The sequence below is a fragment of the Pelotomaculum sp. FP genome (genome assembly GCF_004369245.1).
GTDB classification, from domain to species: Bacteria; Bacillota; Desulfotomaculia; order Desulfotomaculales; family Pelotomaculaceae; genus Pelotomaculum_C; species Pelotomaculum_C schinkii.
This window is the reverse complement of record NZ_QFGB01000013.1, coordinates 27,326-45,426: the sequence shown is the minus strand read 5'-3', so window position 1 is coordinate 45,426 and position 18,101 is coordinate 27,326. Positions and strand designations below refer to the sequence as shown.

Genomic DNA, 18,101 nt, shown 5'->3' with positions numbered 1-18,101 from the left:
TGAAATTAAAATTATGTTTGCAAGTTTATCTGTTACTCATTTTTGCTTTATTTATAATTTGTGTGTACGTCACCACGTTAATATCATTTATTTCATTTTGACATTTCTTAATATCAGCATTATTTCCTTTTCCAATAATTAAGGTAAATTTCGGGATGTCAATTTTTATTTGATACTTATCTTTTATTTGTTTACGTATTGAATCTTGCATTATTAAACTTTTATAATATCTGATTTGAGCAATACTATCATTTACTTGGGAAGTAAACATCGGCATATTTCTAATCTTTTTTGTTACCTTAACAATAGACTTTTTCAATTCAAAAAGTTCCCATTCGTTTGATACATCATTTAATGCAAATACATCAAATCTACGTTCATCGTTTTGCTCACCATTAAAAAATTTAGTCATAATCTGGGTTTTTATTTTTGAATATTCTTTACCTAAAATTATTTTAAAATGATCTTGAATAAAATTTTCGATTTGTTTTTCAGTAGAATTAGTCTCATTTATTATTTTTTCAAATCTTAGAATTATATTACTATTATCAAAGTACTCTATATTTTTAAGTTGCTTTAAATGTTTTTCATAAACATCAATCTCTTGATTTAGAACTCTGTATACAATATCTTCAGAAATATATGCTTTTTGTACAATTGTAAAAACTGAGTTATATAAAATAAGTTCATAATCATCCGTTATATAAAAATTGACTTCCGTTTCATCTTCGAATGAATCATTGTATTTTGAAATAAGATCATTAATTAACCTGTAGCCGTCTTTTTTTACTACGAACTTTTTATCGTTATGAGTACATATCAGCACATCTGTTAGTTCAAGCTGGAGCATGGCAACATATTTTTCATTTATGAATGTACTATATTTTATATCAGACATAAACACTTCATTTAAAGTTACTTTAAATTCACCCTTTACATATACTTGGTATAATTCAAATATACCATCTACTGGAAGGAAGCCGTTTGCCAACAAATTTAATATCCAATTTATATAATCTAGCTCAGTATTTAGTAGTAAATAATCATTGATAGTTAATTCTAACAAAAAAGATTCTAGTTTATTTTGAACTTCCTCAAACTTGGGGTGCCAATGAAATTCTTCAGGATTTCCATAATAAAAGCTTGCAATAACTTTAATCAAATTATAAAATTCTATAATGAACTGTTTGGATAACTTAGTTTTACGATAACCTATCGTTATTTCTGAGGCTGGGTACCCTTTATCATGTACTAAAGTTAATTCCTCACTACATAAGTACTTTTTCAAACACATATAAGCAAATAAAGATTGTTTCTCTATTTCAAATATTACATATTTATCCAGAGGGCCATATTCCAAAGAATAATATATTCCCCAATATCCGTCGTCATATTCTAGTTTGATTATGTTATCAAAATACTCCCGATTTTCATCTCCCCCATCCCATAACTCTATGTTGTCTAATATTTCCTGAATCACCTCTTTGCAATAAAGGTCATTACATAAATGAAGTTCTCCATCTTCTATCATGTAAATACCTCATTTCATATGAATTACGCGATATGTTGATAACCTAAAACATCTTGATTTTTGAGCAATTATACACTATCTCATTTAGAATAACTTCGACAATTAACTTTATTTACCTCTAAATTTCGGTCAAAAACATCTTCTCAATATATCCCTTAATCCCATACTAATCCATTGAATAAAACTGTTTGGAAATATATTGTAAAATGAGAAATGGAATATTAGTATAAGCTAAGACTCCATTTTCATATAAAACCAAGTAAAAGAACCCGTTTGCTTTATAAGCATATAAAGCAGGCGGCTTTTTTGCGTGAAAGGAGGATTTTCAAGTGTCAAAAGTAATCGCCTTGGCGAACCAAAAGGGCGGCACCGGCAAAACAACAACGGCGGTCAATTTAGGTATCGGTCTTGTGGCACAAGGTAAAAAAGTGTTACTGGTGGATGCGGACGCGCAAGGTAACCTAACGGATTCGTTGGGCTTCCATGAGCCGGACAATCTACCTGTTTCACTGGCAACCGTTTTAACCAAAAGCATGTTGGAGGAACCGTATGAACCTGACGAGGGTATCCTCCGCCATATGGAAGGCGTTGACTTTATGCCGGGGAACATCGAATTGTCGGCCATTGAGGTTTCCCTCGTCAATACCATGAGCCGGGAAACGGTACTGCGCAGCTACATCAATACCGTGAAAGACAGGTATGATTACGTGCTGATCGACTGTATGCCTTCCCTGGGCATGATGACCATCAACGCACTTGCCGCCGCGGACAGCGTAATTATTCCGGTCCAGGCACATTATCTGCCCGCCAAAGGAATGACGCAGCTTTTACAGACCATAGCCAGGGTAAGGCGGCAAATCAATCCGAAGTTGACCATTGACGGCGTTCTGGTGACAATGGTCGATAACCGCACCAATTTTGCCAAAGACATTTCCTTCATTTTGCGCCGCGACTATGGTGACAAGCTACGCATTTTCCGAACGGAAATCCCCTTGTCTATCCGTGCGGCGGAAACCAGCGCCAAAGGAAAGAGTATTTACCTTCACGCCCCCCACGGTCTGGCGGCAAAAGCCTATGAAGCCTTTACAAAGGAGGTGCGGGACATTGACGAAAAGCAGCGCAAGAGACAGCATCAAACTGGCCTCAGTAGATGATCTGTTTACCACCGAGGAAAGCCGGGCCGAGCAGCAGCGCGAAAAGGTGATGGATATTCCCCTGTCGGAAATCAGCGATTTCCCCAACCACCCGTTTAAGGTGAAAGCGGATGAGGCTATGCTGGAAATGGCGGACAGTGTAAAGCAATACGGTGTTTTAGTCCCCGGCCTTGTGCGCCCCAAAGCGGACGGCGGCTATGAAATGATTGCGGGACACCGGCGCAAAAAGGCAAGCGAGCTTGCGGGCAAGGAAACCATGCCCTGCATTGTCCGTGAAATGGATGACGATGCCGCGATAATTATCATGGTTGACAGCAACCTGCAAAGGGAAAGCATCCTGCCGAGTGAAAAAGCTTTTGCATATAAGATGAAGCTGGAAGCTATCAAAAGGAAAGCGGGTAGACCTTTAAAAGAAAATTCCCGACAAGTTGTCGGGGATTTTGAAAGTGCGGATATCATAGGTAGAGATTCTGGAGAAAGCGGCAGACAAATTCAAAGATATATCCGTTTAACTGAGCTTAGCCCATCTATTCTTGAGATGGTAGACGAAAAGCAGATCGCCTTTAATCCTGCCGTGGAAATCTCCTATTTGGCCGAAAAGGAACAGCAGGAGCTTTATGAAACCATGCAGTCGGAGGACTGCACCCCGTCTTTGGCTCAGGCGCAGCGGATGAAAAAGCTCAGCCAGGACGGCAGGCTGAATATGGATGTCATCTTTTCCATCCTCACTGAGGAAAAGCCGAACCAAAAGGAAAAATTCAATATCCGGCGGGAACGTATCGACCGCTTTTTCCCCAGTAACTTTACGGAAAAGCAAAAAGAGGATTTAATCGTTCAACTCCTGGAAAGCTGGTACAAAAAGCGGCAACGGGAACAGGAACGCTGAATCACGGCAGCTTCGCTCTTAAAGGAGGGCGATTTTTTTATGCCCTTTGGAAAGGAGGTTGCTAGATGTACTTCACGGATGGGCGGCTGCGCGAATATGAACGCATAATGCAGGAAAAACCGGGGTATGACCGCAAACTCGTTAAAATGACAAAGAGACGGGGTTGTAAGCATTGTCTGCACTTTGACAAGTATAAAGGAAAATGTGGCAAAAAAAAGTGCGTAATATTCGATGGCTAAAAAAATGATTTCACATCAAGGGGGTAGTCTGTTTGTTTACGAAAAGTGCAGTCCGCGCCGCCTTTTCGTCATCCCCTCTCCGCGCTACTCCCCCAAAACTACCAGCCGAAAAAGGATGAAAAGCAGACCGCGCAGCCTCCCTTCTTTTTCGGGAGGTAAAGGCCGTCTTCCATTTAAAATCTTTGGAAGGAGGAAGTATATATTTTGAAATTAATAAAAAACCGAGTCTTTTTAAGCGTCCTTTGCCTTGTCCTGGCGGCGGGCGTTTCTTTTTTGCTCCTGCCACGCTTCTATGAGGATAAAGGCGCAACGGTCATGGTGCTGCGGGCAGCGCAGGATATCCCGGCCGGCACGGAGCTTGCGGAGCATCACCTTGCAAGCGTTGAGGTTGGCGGCTACGGACGGCCGGAGGGCGTATTGAACGATAAAGCGCAGATTATTGGCAAGGTGGCGCAGACCGCTATTGCCAAGGGAGACTATTTCTTCCCCCAAAAGCTCGGCAGCTTTCTTGCCGACGAGTTGCTTGACCGCATTGTGAAGAACAACCAGCGCCTTGTTACCATCAGCGTTCCAAGCATCGCGGCAGGGCTTTCCTCCCATTTGCAAGCCGGGGATATTGTAACAGTGGCAATATTTTTAGGAAAGGCGTCCGATGGCCGGGATACCTCCCCGCAGGTCATTATTTATCCCGAATTAAAGGGACTGGAAGTATATAGCGTCGAGAACGCCCGGACACAGGACACCGGCGAAATGCGGGAGCAGCAAAAGAGCAGCCAATCGGCAAACAGCGACCCGGTTCCCAAGGCCGTGACCCTCATTGTCACCGAAGCCCAGGCGGAAAAACTGATACAGGCCGAATACATGGGAAAATTGCATTTGATCTTTGAAAAGCGGGGTGTGGGCCATGAGTAAAATCATTGCCGTATGGGGCGGCAAGCACACCGGCAAAACCACCTTTGCGGTCAACCTGGCCTGCGCCTGTTCAAAACGGGATGTACTGGTGGGCCTTATCTCTTCCAATCTAATTTTTGGGGAACTGCAAACCTTTTTCGGCCAGGAGGTTCCTCCGGCAAAGGGACTGTTTGAGGCACTCGACGCGGAGACTCCCAACATCGGTGAAAAATTCACGGATTACGTGGAGAGCGGAAATCTGTTTTTCCTGTCCGCGCCTACCCGATATTCCGGCCTGCTTTGCGATACCGTGACCCTTGAGGACGCGGAGCAGATGATGAACGCCGCCGTTCTTGTGTTTGACCTGCTTATTGTGGACGGAGCCTCAGAGGTGAACAATCCGCTATCCGGCGTGGGCCTATGGCTGTCTGACACCATTTTCACCCTGCACAGGCCCTCTATCGCGGCGCAGATGTGGTACATGGGTGTTTCGGATTTTATCCGGGAGCTTCACCTTAACGAAAAGCAGACCCATATCCTGCTGGCTCCAAACGGTGAATTTGACGACCGGACCTACCGGAGCATGACGGAACTGCCTTTTGCCTATGAACTGCCCTATATCAAACGTGCAGGCGAGTTGCAAAACGCCGGAACGCCACTGTATTTCTTCCGTGACCGTCCTTGCAGACACTACGGCAAGGTGCTGGAGCAAATCGCCGGAAGGATCTGTGGAGGTGAAAAAGCATGAACAGCAGATTTTCGGTCAACGACTTAATTTATAGGGCTAACAAGAGGCGCTCCGACATGGGAAAAAGCGTCAAGGCGCAGGAATACGGCGAAATTCTTGACAAGCTGCAACGGCTTATTGCCAAGAACCACTCGGGAGAACTGGCAGAGGTATTGTATTCAGAGGAAGCCGAGGGGAAGCTCAAAGATCTTATCATGCGCTATTTGAATCAGGAGCAATTGGTAGCCAAAGACCTGCGGAACATTTCCGATCTGGTGGATGCCATTTATTACGACATGGCCGGTATGGGGCTGCTGTCCCCGTACCTGCAGGACAGTGAGACGGAGGAAATCAACGTCAACGGCTCCGGTGGCGTCTGGGTACTCTACAAGGATAGAAAAATCCGTCTGAACGAAACCTTTGGGCACCCGGAAGCCTGCGCCAATATCGTTCGGAAAATGAGCCGGTTCGGGAATGTCATCCTCGATGGCTCCAAGCCCATCGGGGACAGCTTTATCGCCCGCGGTATCCGCATGTCGGGAGCCATCGCCCCCTGCGTTGACCCGGATGCCGGAGCGATAGCGTCCATCCGAAAGCAAAAGCCCTTGCTTATTACACGGGAAAACCTTATTGGATGGGATACCGCCACAGCCGAGGAATTGGACTTTTTGGTTATGTGCGTCAACAACGGCGTATCACTTGCCATTGCCGGAGCTACCGGCAGCGGCAAGACTGCCGATATGGGTTACATTTTAAGTTGTGTCCCCCATGAAAAACGTATTGTGACCATTGAGGACACGAGAGAATTGTCTTTAGCTCAGTATGATGAAAACGGAGTGATGATTAACGATATTATTCATCTTCTCACCAAGGAGGAACCGAATCCCGTTACCATGCTGGATTTATTGAAGCTGTCCCTGCGCCTGCACCCGGAAATACTTGTGCCTGCGGAAATGCGGGGAAAGGAAGCTATGGTAGTTCAAGAAGCCGGGAGAACGGGCCATACGGTCATTAGTACATTACACGCCAACAGCGCGCGGACAGCCTATGACCGTATCCTGACCATGTGCCTGGAGGCCGGAACTTCACTTTCAGAGGAAAGGCTTCTCAAAAACATCGTAGAAGCCTTTCCCATTATGGTATTTAAAATGCAACTCCCCGATAAATCACGCAAATACATGGAGGTATTCGAGGCCACCGGGATAAAAAACGGTGAAGTTACCGGAACCACGCTTTTCAAATATGTGGTGGACCATTATGAGCGTGGCGGCGAGGGCAGGATTACCAAAGTGGCAGGCAGTCACCGGCGCACGGGAAATATTTCTCCGGCCCTTGCCGAAAAGCTTTTGATCGGCGGTGTGCCTCAAAGGGAAATCTGCCGCTTTTCGGAAGGAGGCCCGACATGAATCCGATTACCTTTATCCTTACCGCTATATTTGTCCTTATCAGCCTTGCCTTGTTTCTCCTATTTAAGCTGAACCCCTTCTCCGTAGAACAAAATCCTTTGAAAAAGCGCCGCCTGATTTTGACGGGGACAAAGCTGAAAATCACCGAACGGATTGCCATCCACTTTACCACGCTGTTCCGGCAGACACGATGCACGCCAAAGAAATTTTTCATTATGGTGCTTCTATCAGCGGCGGGCGGTTTTACTGCGGGAATGCTGCTGTTCGGCAGCGCGGGACTTGCGGCGGTAATGGCTGTCTGTATGCTGCCCGCCCCTTACTTCAATTTGACGGTAAAAAGCTCGGCGGCGGCCAGGGAGGAAATCGAGGGGCTGGAAAACACCATGTCCATCATCACTAATGCTTACGCGGGATGCGACGATATCATCAAGGCGTTGGAAGCCTATGTGGAGGAAAAGAACCGGTATGTCCCGGCGCATTTGAGAGTCACGACGCCCTTTGATGAATTTATTACGGAAATCCGCTTGGTCAATCCCAATGTGGAGCACGGCCTTTATCGTCTTTCTGCAAAAATCAAAAACCGCTACTTTAACGAATGGGTCAAGACCCTGATCTTATGTCATAACGACAGAAGGCTGAAATTTGCCCTGTTTCCCGTCATCAAGGCCATGAATGACGCAAAATCCATGCAAGTCGAGAGCGACGGCATGATGGTGCGGGTCTGGCGCGACTATCTGCTGACGGCGGGCCTGATGTTCTCCATCATTCCCATGATGAGATTCGCCAACGCCGAATGGTTTTTTCTGCTGACCCAAACCGCCACCGGCAAGCTCCTGATTATCCTCATGCTGTTTGCCGCGCTGGGCACTGCCTTCTATGTAATGAAAGCCACAAAACCGTCCAATAGATAAGGAGGAACGCCATTGTTTTACCAAATCATCATTTTTATCCTGTTGACCGCGGCAGGATTTTTGATTTGCAGGCAGCTTCTCAAGATTCCAAAGCTGAGTATGAAAAAGAATATCAAAAATTTACAAGCCGAAAAGGAAAAGCCGGAAAAACGGCTGTTAAGCCGGTTCATCATGCCCCTTGCAAGACCGGTTTCCCGGCTCATTCCCCTCGATCCCGTCAAGGAGGCGCGAATGGCCTCCATGCTGCGGCGCGGCGGGCTGGAGTTGACTCCCCAAGAGTACCATGCCAGGGCTATCCTGTGCGCTCTTTTTACCATGCCTCTCGCGCTGCTGTTTATGGTCATCGGAGCGCCCAATCTTGTACCCATCATCCTGATCTTTGCGGTGGTCGTCTACCGTCATTTCACAACTGACCTCAAAGACCAACTGAACGAAAAGAAGAAGCGTATTGAAATGGAACTGCCGGGCTTTGTGCGTTCCATCCTTTACCGGCTTGAGGACAGCAGGAACGACGGCAGGATTGTGGTGCAGGTGGATTTAATCCAGATATTTGAGGATTACCTCAAGGTGGCAAGCGAGGCGTTCCGGGAGGACGTGGCGATTCTAATCGTGGAAATGAAAGCGAAGGATATCGAAACCGCCCTGCGGAGCTTCAATGAGCGTCTCGGTTTAACGGATGTTTCCTTTTTAGTCAACGCCTTAATCGGCTTGCACCGGGGCGAGCATCAAGGCGAGGCGCTTTCCTACCTTGCGCGGGATATGGATATTAAAGCAAAGGAGGTTTACAGGAAAAAACTGAATACGCTGCCCCGCAGGGTGAAAATCGCGTCCATCCCCTTGGTGGCGGTAACCCTTGCCAGCCTGCTGTATGTCATCGGCTCCCACTTGATTCGGTCAATGGGGGGCCTTTTTTAATCTGTGAAAATGGGGCAGCGCCCCTTTTCAAATAAAAAATACTTTTTCAGGAGGTATGACCCATGCAAAGCATCAACACCGCAACCACAAATTTCAGGGAAAGGAGGACCAAAACCATGAGAAAACGCATGTCAAACGCTCTTTTAAGAGCGAAGGCCACACTGATGAACCCCTCCGGCGACCAGATGACCGGCTGGCTCATCGTGGTTCTCATCGTTGTTGTGGTAGGCGCTGTGTTCATGACCCTGTATCAGGGCTCCATAACGCAGATTTGGAATAGCATTGTTTCCAAGATTACCAATCTGCTTAATTAACAGCCGGTTCACCTTTGTACGGGGAGGGAGCCTTGCTCCCTCCTTTTCCATGAAACCAAATTCAAATTTACGGAGGTATGTATTTATGTTGAAAACAGTAAAAAACAAAGTGCTGGCAGTCGCTGTTAAAGCCAAAAATGTACTGGCCAATCCGTCCGGCGACCAGATGACCGGCTGGCTCATCGTCGTGCTTATCGTCGTGGTGGTGGGTGCGATCTTTATGACCCTATATCAGGGCTCCATAACGCAGATTTGGAACAGCATCGTCAGCAAAATTACCGGTCTATTAAGCTGATATGTGACTAAAAGGCATATCCGCAAACGCGGGAGGTGCAAAACCCATGGACAGCAGTCACCGGGGCATACGGGGGAGATTTTCTCCCCCTTTGCTTTTTCCAAAGCTGCTTATGAGTAAGAAGGGCAGCAGTTATTTTGATTTGATGCTTAAAACCCTGGTAGTCCTTACCCTCATGGTCACGGTTATGAGCTTTTTAAGCATCTTTACCACCTATCTTAATCTGAACCACGTCTGCCGCCGCGTTGTAAGGGTGGTGGAACTGGAAGGGCAGGTATCCGACCGGGCCTATGATGTTTTCTACAGGCTCAAGCAGCAGACCGGCATTTCACCGGAGATGGCCGTTGAGGATGTGGAGTATTGCGAGGATCAGAAAATCCAGTTGCGGGATAACTTCACCATTACCATGCGCTACAGCTATCCCTTTACGGTCTTGACTCCATCCTTTGCGCCTCCGGTGGAAATTCAAATTCCAATGAAAGTCAGCATTACCGGCATGTCCGAAAAATATTGGAAGCTCCCGGAATGAGAGCGCCGGAAAGGAGGCGAAGGTTGTGGCCCTAATCAAACGGATACTGCGAAACCGCAAAGGCGATACCTTTGTGTTTATCATCATTCTCGTCTTTTTCATCCTGACCCTGTCCGCCATCCTGATCGAGTATTTCCGCATGGAAAGCTTGTATCAGCAAGTGGAATATGTACTCCAACGGGGCGTGAACAGCGCTGTGGAGTATGCCATGCGCGACGAGTACCGCAGGGACGGCTACGCCTTGCTGAATACGGCGGTTGCGGAAGAAAGGCTGTACGAATACCTGCACGAAAGCATGGCGCTGGATTTGGGGCTGAACAAATATGCCGGTGACGAGTGGGTATATGAACTGGAAATCGAAAGTATCCATGCGACTGAAACTCCGCCCCGGCTGACGGTGGACGGGGCGCTTAGAACCCGCAGTATTTTCAGCTTTCTGACCGGGGAAGTGCGGCTTCCCTTCAGCATATCCAGCGTCAATACACAAACCAAGGAAGGAGGTTCCGAATGAAACGAAAAATTTTCCTTGCCGTGCCCCTTTTTATCCTGTGCTGCCTGCTTTTTTCCGTCAGGACATTCGCTGCGACAGCCAGCGATATTGAAATCCTTGTAGCTTCCCCCATTAACAGCCTGACAAATGAAAGCGGCGTGGTGGCCGTGGAGCAATTTCCGGCTGAAATTCCCATAAGCATCACGGCATCAACCGGAACACTGACAGATATAGAGCTGGGATACGGCGGCGAAAGCCGGATGATATCGCCGAACTATACTTTGACCATAGAAAGCAAAGAATTTTGCGGCCCCTATACCGTCACGGCCAAGACGGATGAGGACGCTGTTCTCACCGTCACGGCCAATGTGGTGTTTCAAGTACGCGCCACCTATGAAACCCGATACCGTACCGTCGGTATGCTGATTACTGATATTTATGAGGGCGATATGCTGGTGAAGTCTTTCCCGGAACCGCAGCGCATTGACCTTGTAAATGCCAACACCGTGGCGGACCATGAAAACGAACGCATCGCCGGATGGATAGGACGCCTTGACGGGGGAACCTATACCCTAAAGGGTAGCCTTGTGGTGGAAATTCATAATATCTCAACGGGCGAAGTTTACGGCAGCTATGACACAAACACGGATTTTGACTCTCTGACCGGAGGCTTCGGCTGGACGCCAAAAACCTTGATTGCCTTTGAAACCATGCGGAACGCGGAAATCACCTATCAGGCTCCGGCTAAAATTGACGTGGAGGCGACCTGGTGTGACGAGAACAAGCAGGAGGTTTACGGGAAGCTCACGGCACAGGACAAGGGCGTGACGGAGCTGCTCTACCCTTATCAGACCACCTCCGTCACCTTCCATAAAGATGACATCAAACTATCCCGCAACTTTCAATACATGGGGCTGGAATGGGATTACACCCCGGAAACGAAAGAGTTTACCGACGGTGAAAGCAAAACACAGGTGGAGATCACACAGAAAATCCACTATCAAATCCCTGCCGCCGATTTCTTTTTCAAATTCAAAGCTCAGGAGGGAAATGACCTGTCGGTTACCATCCGCGCCCCTGCCACAGTAAACCGTGGGGCGGATTACTCTTTCGCCGTTCTATATATGAACAGTGGAAGCAGTTCGGCCTATGATGTGCCATTGGAAGGTATGGTGGATGAAGTTGCCATTGAGGAAATACCGGTCACGCAGGACTTTCCTCCGAATACAAGTAAAGCCTATGAAGTGAAGCGCAGCGCGGACACCGCCGCTGGTGAAATCCACCTTTGGGCGCATATCGGCGTACCGGAGGGCTTTATCGACGGAAACCTTGCCAACAACACGGCCACGGCGGTCATCAAGGTGGTTGATCCCGCGCCGGAGCCAACGCCCGGCAACAATGACACACCTGGCAAGCCGGATACGCCGGATACACCCGACGAGCCCGGAAATCCCCCGGAGCAACCGCCTGATAAAAAAGAACCTTGCGACCTGTCGGCCAATATTATGGCCCCACCCACCGTCTATGAACACGAGGCTTACAGCTTTACTGTGAGCTTTGACAATCATTCCGATGTTCCAGTCAAGGCGGCGCTCATACAAGGAAAAAACAATGAAAATGTACTGCCGCAAATTCCGAAAACAACGAGCTTCGCGCCGCAGGAAACCAAAACCTACACTATCACCGGCACAGCCGGCAGCGCAGGCGAGATTTACCGACTGTGGGCCAATGTGGAAGCTCCGGAAGGCTTCATTGATGAAAACCCCGTCAACAACACCGCCGTTTCCAGTATCACCGTAGTTAAAAAGCCGGATGTTCCCGATAGTCCCGACAACCCTGACATTCCCGACAATCCTAACACGCCGGATAACCCTGACAATCCTGACGAACCTGACAAACCCGATAATCCCGATGAACCGGACACACCCATTTACAGGCTTTGCGATGTATGGGTAAACTTATCCTCACCGCCGACTGTGTACGAACTGGAAAGCTATAGCTTTACGGTGTACTTTGCCAACTCCACCGACATAGCATTGTTCGATGTGCGCCTGAATGTGACCGTCAACGGCAAGACGGTTCCCGCCGTACCTGCGACAACCAATTTCAAACCGTATGAAAAGAAAGCCTACCTTGTGAACAGCACCGCAGGGCCAAAGGGCGTTCCTATTCAAATAACGGCGCAGGTATTGCCCCCCAACGGCTATATGGATACCAATTTGAGCAACAATCAGGTTTCAGCTGAGATCATGGTGCTGGAACGTCCCTATGACCTGGATGTGCAGCGGATAACGCCGGACAGATATAAAGAGAATCAGGCGGTTGTTACCACCGTCAAGGTTGGCAACCGTGGCAGCCTCGATTTTACACCGGGGGAAAATGTCATAGTGCTGTTCCAGATTCCCGAACTGTCCGTTTCAAAACGCATGGACGCTATCGTGATGGAAAAAGACACCTGGAATGTAGTATCCCTGCGTTGGGATACGCCCAATGTACAGGCTAACAAGGACATTACCCTGATCGCCATCATCAATCCCGACCAAACCCTGGACAATGAAAGCAGCGCGGACAACAACATCTATGCCCAAAAGGCGGTCATCCAGAATGTGACTTACGGGGAGCCACAGGAAAGCCGCACACTGCCCGATCCACCGAAAAGGAATGAGCAGCCCAGGGTGACGTGGTGGGAACAGCGGTATGAAAACGGACGGTTTGTATGGCGTGAATTTTACGCCGAGCTGATGGCAACCGCCACACTGGATTATGACACCAAAGGCAAGGGCTATCTGAAATCCGGCTACGGCTATTCCATCAAGGTTACCACATCTGTCAGCACCAATTACGATAAACCGGAGCTAATTACAGAGCCGCAGACGGCGGAGGTTTATCTTCCTGAATACCACTATGAAACCGCCATTCCTCTTATCAGAGAAGGCGGTCAATTTATTTTCCGGGAGAATCCCGCATCTCCCTTCAAATACCGGAAGCAGTACATTCCGGTATGGTTCCCCGACGATAAGGATTACATCGTGCAGCTTTGTGTCACCGATGTGCATACGCCGGGTGGAACCTTATCCCGATGGATTACAGGCGGGAACCTTAAAATCCATGTGGTGGACAGCATGTATTCCGATGATGTGACCACGGGTGACTGGTAGTGGTGCTGCTGCTTTGTGCCATCCCCCTCTTATGGGCGGCCGTTATGGATTACAGGAAGCGGATTATTCCCGACTGGACATGGATTGCCATTTGGCTGATCGGGATCGCATCCGCTTTTCTGCTGCCGTTCCCTGCCCTGTATGAACGAATCGCGGGATTGCTCCTGCCGGGGCTTTGCCTGCTGCTTCTCGCCATGAGATACGGCGGCGTGGGCGGGGGCGACATCAAGTTGACGGCGGCGGCGGGCTTTTGTTTTGGCCTGAACGCGCTGGCGGCCATCCTCTTTTTTGCCCTGCCCCCCGCCTGCGTCTATGCGGCGGCGACCCGGCAAAGGAGCGTACCGTTGGCCGTCTTTTTGTGCATCGGCTTTTTTATGTATGCCGGTATTCTTTTTATCTACGGACTAACCTGCTGATTGAATACAAGGAGGTGTTTTTGTGGAGTTGAAGACGGTTTTAGCTGTCGTGCTCTGCCTGGTGATTGTAGGTGGCACAGTATACTTGCGCCTCAAGCGGAAAGAGAAATAACGGACATGCGGCATAGGGGCGAATAGCCGTCCCTTTTCCGCTGTCCGCAAAGGAGCGTGAGCATGAAAATGGCTGAAGAAAAACGCATGGTGGATACCTACGAGGTAACACAAGCCATCCATGTTGGTGATAGAGAAATCCTTTTTGCGGTTGACGACGGGAAAACCGACTGTCCATACATGGTGTGCGACTGCACCTGGGATAACCCGTTGGGCATCGACCACTATTTTAACATCGTGGGAAGCGCGGACTATCTGGAAATGATTACCGAGTTTACCGACCGGGTACGGGCGCAGCTTGAGGCGGTTAAGGCTGAACGGGATAAAATTACCGTCCCGCTTTCGCCCTTCACACCGGAACATTGCACATCAAACGATTACGGACAAAGCATTGAAAACAAGGTGGTGGTCATTAGGACGGAGCGCCTGCGTCCCGAATACCGCACCGCCGACAAACAGCTTGTGCTGGCTGTGGGCGGTTTTGGCACTCATGCCAATGCCAGGGGCCGGGCGGTCTACACCGTCAATCTCTATTCCGGCAAGGAATCCCGCTGGAATCGGGAGGACATCCTGGGCGTTCTGAAACCCGAATATATGCCCGATTGGGCGAAAGAACAGCTAAAACAGATACTGGCCGGGCAACAGGCCAAGCACAAAAAACAAGTACCGGAGCGTTAGGAGGCTTTAAGGATATGGAAAAAGAGATCAACGCCGGGTATGTCATTACCGACCGGCTGACCGTGGGCAACGCGGAATTCGTCATCGGGCACAGTGAGAAAGCGCCCGCGCAGTTTGTCACCTGGAAATGCAGAAAGGGCGAGAAGGAATACTTTTGGGGGCATTACCTGGGGGACCGGCTGGCCGCCGTGGAGGATTTATGCAAGCGCGCCCTGGAGGAAATCGAGTATTTGCGCTCCCTCCAGCCCCAAAGGGACACCGAGGAAAAACCGGAGCAGCAGATAAAAAAACGGCGCGAGCCGGAACGATAAGTGGGATATCCCTTGTAAAGACAAAGGCAGGGAGATTCCGTAAGTTCCCCTGCCTTTGCTATCCCGGGCAATTACTTTTTGATGGGAAAATAAATTTCGGTTACATATTCACTGGGGGGAACATTGTCGTCGCAGCCTTTAACATACAACTCAAAGGGCGGCCCGGAAACGGTGTACCCTTCTCTTTCAATCCATTCCATCAGCGCCGTGTAGCACGGAGTGAAATCGTCATAGGGGCCGATATGGGTGGCAAAGCAGCAAAGTCCCAGAGCAAGCGTTCGCACCTGCTCACCGCTGCCGCCCGACACCTCCACCCCGACTTCAATATCCGTGCATTCATGATTGAATTCCTCGTCATGGTAGACGGACAGGAACGGTCCGGCAGGTTTCAGCCGACTCTTTTCCAAACCGGCGCATAACGCGCCAAAGGCTTCCGCAAAATCCCGAACACTCATTTTTCGTCTCAGGGAATAGATGGTCTTGGGCTGCGTTTCCACGGTTTTCACCAAATAATTCGCTTGCATGATATTCTCACACCTTTCTATTTTCTCAATGTCCTGCTCCATTTGCAGCAGGAGGTGCCGCTGGTTCTCAATTTGCCGCAGGAACTCCTCTTTTTTGGCTTTCAGGAGTTCGGCTAGACGACCGTTGTCCCTTGCGGCAAGAACAGCGGAAATCTCAGGCAAAGAAAACCGATACCGCTTCAGCCTCGAAATCAGCAGCATGTCCCGAAGCTGAGAGACCTCGTAATAGCGGTAGCCGGAGTCCTGGCTGACAAATCCGGGCTTGAGCAGCCCGATCTGGTCGTAATAGCGGAGCGTCTTGGCAGACACTCTGCTGATTCTGGAGAATTCTCCGATTGTGAGCATAAAATCACCACCCGGTGGCATTTGAACATGTTCTGATTGGAGTATACGGCTTCCAGTTAGGGCAAAGTCAAGCGCGCTTTCATATTTTTATAAAATTATCTATCCATCCGACAAGGAGGGGTGAAAGCATGAACGATCTGACAAGATACAAGCTGTGCGTGGGCCTCCACGCCCCCGCGTCGGCCAAGCTCCTCTACTGCTACCTGCTAGACATGGCGGGAGGCCGCCATCACAGCGCGGTCATATCTATCAAAAGCCTTGGCAAAAGCGTGGGCCTGTCCCGTTCGGCCACCAGCCGCAATCTGAACCGCTTGCGACAGTTGGACATGATCGGCATTGTTCCCCGGTACTCCGAGGACGGCGGCAGGCTGTCCAACCAATATACCTTAAAATAAGGAGGGATGCAGATTGGCGACCAAGCTGCAACTGATCACCGAGCTTTCCGAAAGGACGGCCCGCAGCCTCACCAGAAGCCATGCCAACTGGATTTCCTTCATGAAAACCGCGGCCTGGAGCTACAAATATCCCTTTCAAGACCAGCTTTTGATTTACGCCCAGCGGCCCGACGCAACGGCCTGCGCTCCCATTGAAGTGTGGAACGGGAAACTGGGAGGATGGGTGAACAAAGGCGCGAAGGGCATCGCCCTCATCGACGACAGCGGCAGCCGCTTAAGGCTCCGCCATGTGTTTGACGTAAGCGACACCAACAGCCGCTACAACCGTCCCGTCCCGCTGTGGGAAATGCGGGACAAATATACCGAAGCCGTAACGGAATCCCTGGAAAACACCTTTGGGGAGTTAGCCGAAAAAAGCAGCATGCCCCACACCCTGCTCAGTGCCACCGCTAACGCGGTGGACGACAATTTCACGGATTACTTATCCGAACTCCTTTCCTTCCGGGAAAACAGCCTTTTGGAAGAACTGGACGACCTGAACGTCGAGGTGTTTTTTAAAGACGCCCTGAAAAGCTCCGTGGCCTGCATTCTATTAACCCGTTGCGGCTACAATGCCGACGAATACCTGAGCTTTGAGGATTTTCAGAGCGTCCTTAATTTCAATACCCTTGACACCGTTTCCCGCTTGGGCGCGGCCACCAGCGACATAGCGGAAATGCTCCTGCGGGAAATCGAAGCCACGGTCAAGGACATGCAAAAAGCGGAGCGCAAGCAAAGCCGCACATTTGCCAAAAGTCGAGGCGCGGTACACAATAAAATCGTAAAGCAAAGTGATGAAAGGAGCGGTGAGCATGGAACTGACCTACACGCAGCAGGGCGATTATCTGCTGCCCGACCTAGTCCTGCTGGAAGAACAAACGCACATCGGCAAATATGGGATGTTGCGCAAGACATATTTGAAAAGCCACCGGAAAGGAATGTACGCCAGCCTGATGCTGTCCGGGGGCCTGAACAGCCACCTGGCGGAGATCGATCGGACGGCGCGGGAGCGCGTCGAGCGGATCACGGCGCAACTCCTGAAAACGAGCCCCGCGCCGGACAAGGCGACCGACCCGTTGGGCTGGACGGGGCACATGAACAGCCTCAAGCACCAGGCGGAGGAAAGCATACTGACGGAGCTTATTTACAGCTAACCCTGCTGCCAACCGAGGAACGGCAAACAGCGGCCATAGAACAGGCGGAGGACGAAAAATCCTCCGCTTTTTCTATTCCCCAGGAAGACATTGACACGGTTTTGCAGCAAGGCAGCGGAGTGCAGGACGGCAAGTACCGGATTTATCTCCACTTCCAACAAAACGCCTCCGCCAAAGAAAATGCCGAATTTCTGAAAAAGGAGTACGGCACCGGCGGGCGTGCCCCTGCCCGGCCCGACCTGGACATCGACGAATGGCATGATGCCAAAGGCGTCACTCTTACCACGGGAAAGCGCACCGGGCCGGAGGCAAAAATCCTTCTATCCTGGATGAAGGCGCAGAAGCGAATCGGCGAGTTGATTGCCGCTGGACGTTATTTAAGCGACAAGGAGAAAGAGCAACTGCCCGCATACCGGCAGCAGATGGAGGAACGCCGCCAGCAGCTTGCCGAGGAAGCCTACGCCCGTGAAATCCTGAACCGGGAGCCCAACCCTGCCGAAGCAAAGCCGCCGTCGCGGGAAAACGCGCATTACGCCTTTTCCCTTGGCAGCACGGTCTATATCGGCGCGGACGAGTACGAGGTTTTTACTTTTGACAACAACTCCGTGCATCTCCGAGACACGAATTTCCCGCTTTTCAACAAGGAGCTTGCGCGGAGCGACTTTGACCGGATGCTGCGGGA

General features: G+C 49.5%; 20 protein-coding genes. 17 read left to right on the top strand and 3 right to left on the bottom strand.

The genetic code is table 11. The features are described from left to right. Positions 1 to 25: 25 nt before the first annotated feature. On the bottom strand, positions 26 to 1,531 hold the full coding sequence (locus Psfp_RS07300; protein WP_134217896.1) for a hypothetical protein: 1,506 nt from the start codon (positions 1,529 to 1,531) through the stop codon (positions 26 to 28). Positions 1,532 to 1,860: 329 nt separating this feature from the next. On the opposite strand from Psfp_RS07300, the gene Psfp_RS07295 reads away from it, so the two are divergent. The 15 genes from Psfp_RS07295 (at position 1,861) to Psfp_RS07225 (ending at position 14,962) form a co-directional block, all read left to right on the top strand. Continuing rightward, positions 1,861 to 2,685 (top strand): AAA family ATPase, encoded by an 825-nt coding sequence (locus Psfp_RS07295; RefSeq protein WP_134217895.1) that lies wholly within the window; start codon positions 1,861 to 1,863, stop codon positions 2,683 to 2,685. Further along, positions 2,636 to 3,571 carry a ParB/RepB/Spo0J family partition protein gene (locus Psfp_RS07290; RefSeq protein WP_243120528.1) on the top strand — a complete coding sequence of 312 codons (936 nt, stop codon included), beginning with the start codon at positions 2,636 to 2,638 and terminating at the stop codon, positions 3,569 to 3,571. The genes Psfp_RS07295 and Psfp_RS07290 overlap by 50 nt, the downstream gene beginning before the upstream one ends. Positions 3,572 to 4,014: 443 nt before the next feature. Further along, positions 4,015 to 4,722: a Flp pilus assembly protein CpaB gene (gene cpaB / locus Psfp_RS07285; protein ID WP_134217893.1), complete on the top strand. Its 708-nt coding sequence runs from the start codon at positions 4,015 to 4,017 to the stop codon at positions 4,720 to 4,722. Continuing rightward, positions 4,715 to 5,449: a cobalamin biosynthesis protein CobQ gene (locus Psfp_RS07280; RefSeq protein ID WP_134217892.1), complete on the top strand. Its 735-nt coding sequence runs from the start codon at positions 4,715 to 4,717 to the stop codon at positions 5,447 to 5,449. Before cpaB ends, Psfp_RS07280 begins: the two co-directional genes overlap by 8 nt. Beyond that, positions 5,446 to 6,834, top strand: coding sequence for an ATPase, T2SS/T4P/T4SS family (locus tag Psfp_RS07275; protein ID WP_134217891.1), 1,389 nt, complete (start codon positions 5,446 to 5,448; stop codon positions 6,832 to 6,834). Before Psfp_RS07280 ends, Psfp_RS07275 begins: the two co-directional genes overlap by 4 nt. Continuing rightward, positions 6,831 to 7,745, top strand: coding sequence for a hypothetical protein (locus tag Psfp_RS07270; RefSeq protein WP_134217890.1), 915 nt, complete (start codon positions 6,831 to 6,833; stop codon positions 7,743 to 7,745). The genes Psfp_RS07275 and Psfp_RS07270 overlap by 4 nt, the downstream gene beginning before the upstream one ends. 12 nt (positions 7,746 to 7,757) lie before the next feature. Beyond that, positions 7,758 to 8,660, top strand: a complete 903-nt coding sequence (locus Psfp_RS07265) for a hypothetical protein (RefSeq protein WP_243120527.1) — start codon at positions 7,758 to 7,760, stop codon at positions 8,658 to 8,660. A gap of 62 nt (positions 8,661 to 8,722) precedes the next feature. Beyond that, a complete protein-coding gene (locus tag Psfp_RS07260; protein ID WP_243120526.1) occupies positions 8,723 to 8,974 on the top strand; it encodes a hypothetical protein in 252 nt (83 codons plus the stop codon). Positions 8,975 to 9,059: 85 nt separating this feature from the next. Next, positions 9,060 to 9,269 carry a hypothetical protein gene (locus Psfp_RS07255; protein ID WP_134217889.1) on the top strand — a complete coding sequence of 70 codons (210 nt, stop codon included), beginning with the start codon at positions 9,060 to 9,062 and terminating at the stop codon, positions 9,267 to 9,269. A gap of 112 nt (positions 9,270 to 9,381) precedes the next feature. Beyond that, complete coding sequence (locus tag Psfp_RS07250) at positions 9,382 to 9,798, top strand: DUF4320 family protein (protein ID WP_243120525.1); 417 nt, start codon at positions 9,382 to 9,384, stop codon at positions 9,796 to 9,798. Between the two features lie 25 nt (positions 9,799 to 9,823). After that, positions 9,824 to 10,309: a hypothetical protein gene (locus Psfp_RS07245; RefSeq protein ID WP_134217887.1), complete on the top strand. Its 486-nt coding sequence runs from the start codon at positions 9,824 to 9,826 to the stop codon at positions 10,307 to 10,309. Next, positions 10,306 to 13,446, top strand: coding sequence for a hypothetical protein (locus Psfp_RS22460; RefSeq protein WP_134217886.1), 3,141 nt, complete (start codon positions 10,306 to 10,308; stop codon positions 13,444 to 13,446). Before Psfp_RS07245 ends, Psfp_RS22460 begins: the two co-directional genes overlap by 4 nt. A 2-nt stretch (positions 13,447 to 13,448) precedes the next feature. Next, the gene (locus Psfp_RS07235) at positions 13,449 to 13,862 is read left to right on the top strand and encodes a prepilin peptidase (protein ID WP_134217885.1); all 414 of its coding nucleotides are present in this window, start codon (positions 13,449 to 13,451) and stop codon (positions 13,860 to 13,862) included. A 174-nt stretch (positions 13,863 to 14,036) separates the two neighbouring features. Next, positions 14,037 to 14,651, top strand: coding sequence for a hypothetical protein (locus Psfp_RS07230; protein ID WP_134217884.1), 615 nt, complete (start codon positions 14,037 to 14,039; stop codon positions 14,649 to 14,651). A 14-nt stretch (positions 14,652 to 14,665) separates the two neighbouring features. Next, positions 14,666 to 14,962, top strand: a complete 297-nt coding sequence (locus Psfp_RS07225) for a hypothetical protein (protein ID WP_134217883.1) — start codon at positions 14,666 to 14,668, stop codon at positions 14,960 to 14,962. 71 nt (positions 14,963 to 15,033) lie between these two features. Here Psfp_RS07225 and Psfp_RS07220 read toward each other — a convergent pair whose 3' ends face one another. Further along, positions 15,034 to 15,831, bottom strand: a complete 798-nt coding sequence (locus Psfp_RS07220) for a MerR family transcriptional regulator (protein WP_192895302.1) — start codon at positions 15,829 to 15,831, stop codon at positions 15,034 to 15,036. Between the two features lie 128 nt (positions 15,832 to 15,959). Here Psfp_RS07220 and Psfp_RS07215 point away from each other — a divergent pair, with 128 nt between their 5' ends. Continuing rightward, positions 15,960 to 16,226 carry a helix-turn-helix domain-containing protein gene (locus Psfp_RS07215; RefSeq protein ID WP_134217881.1) on the top strand — a complete coding sequence of 89 codons (267 nt, stop codon included), beginning with the start codon at positions 15,960 to 15,962 and terminating at the stop codon, positions 16,224 to 16,226. Positions 16,227 to 16,818: 592 nt separating this feature from the next. Here Psfp_RS07215 and Psfp_RS22165 read toward each other — a convergent pair. Continuing rightward, entirely contained in the window at positions 16,819 to 17,079 is a 261-nt protein-coding gene (locus Psfp_RS22165) for a hypothetical protein (RefSeq protein WP_243120524.1), read from the bottom strand. Here Psfp_RS22165 and Psfp_RS22160 point away from each other — a divergent pair. Further along, positions 17,078 to 17,419 carry a TnpV protein gene (locus Psfp_RS22160; protein WP_348981114.1) on the top strand — a complete coding sequence of 114 codons (342 nt, stop codon included), beginning with the start codon at positions 17,078 to 17,080 and terminating at the stop codon, positions 17,417 to 17,419. The genes Psfp_RS22165 and Psfp_RS22160 overlap by 2 nt on opposite strands. The last annotated feature ends 682 nt before the right edge of the window (positions 17,420 to 18,101 follow it).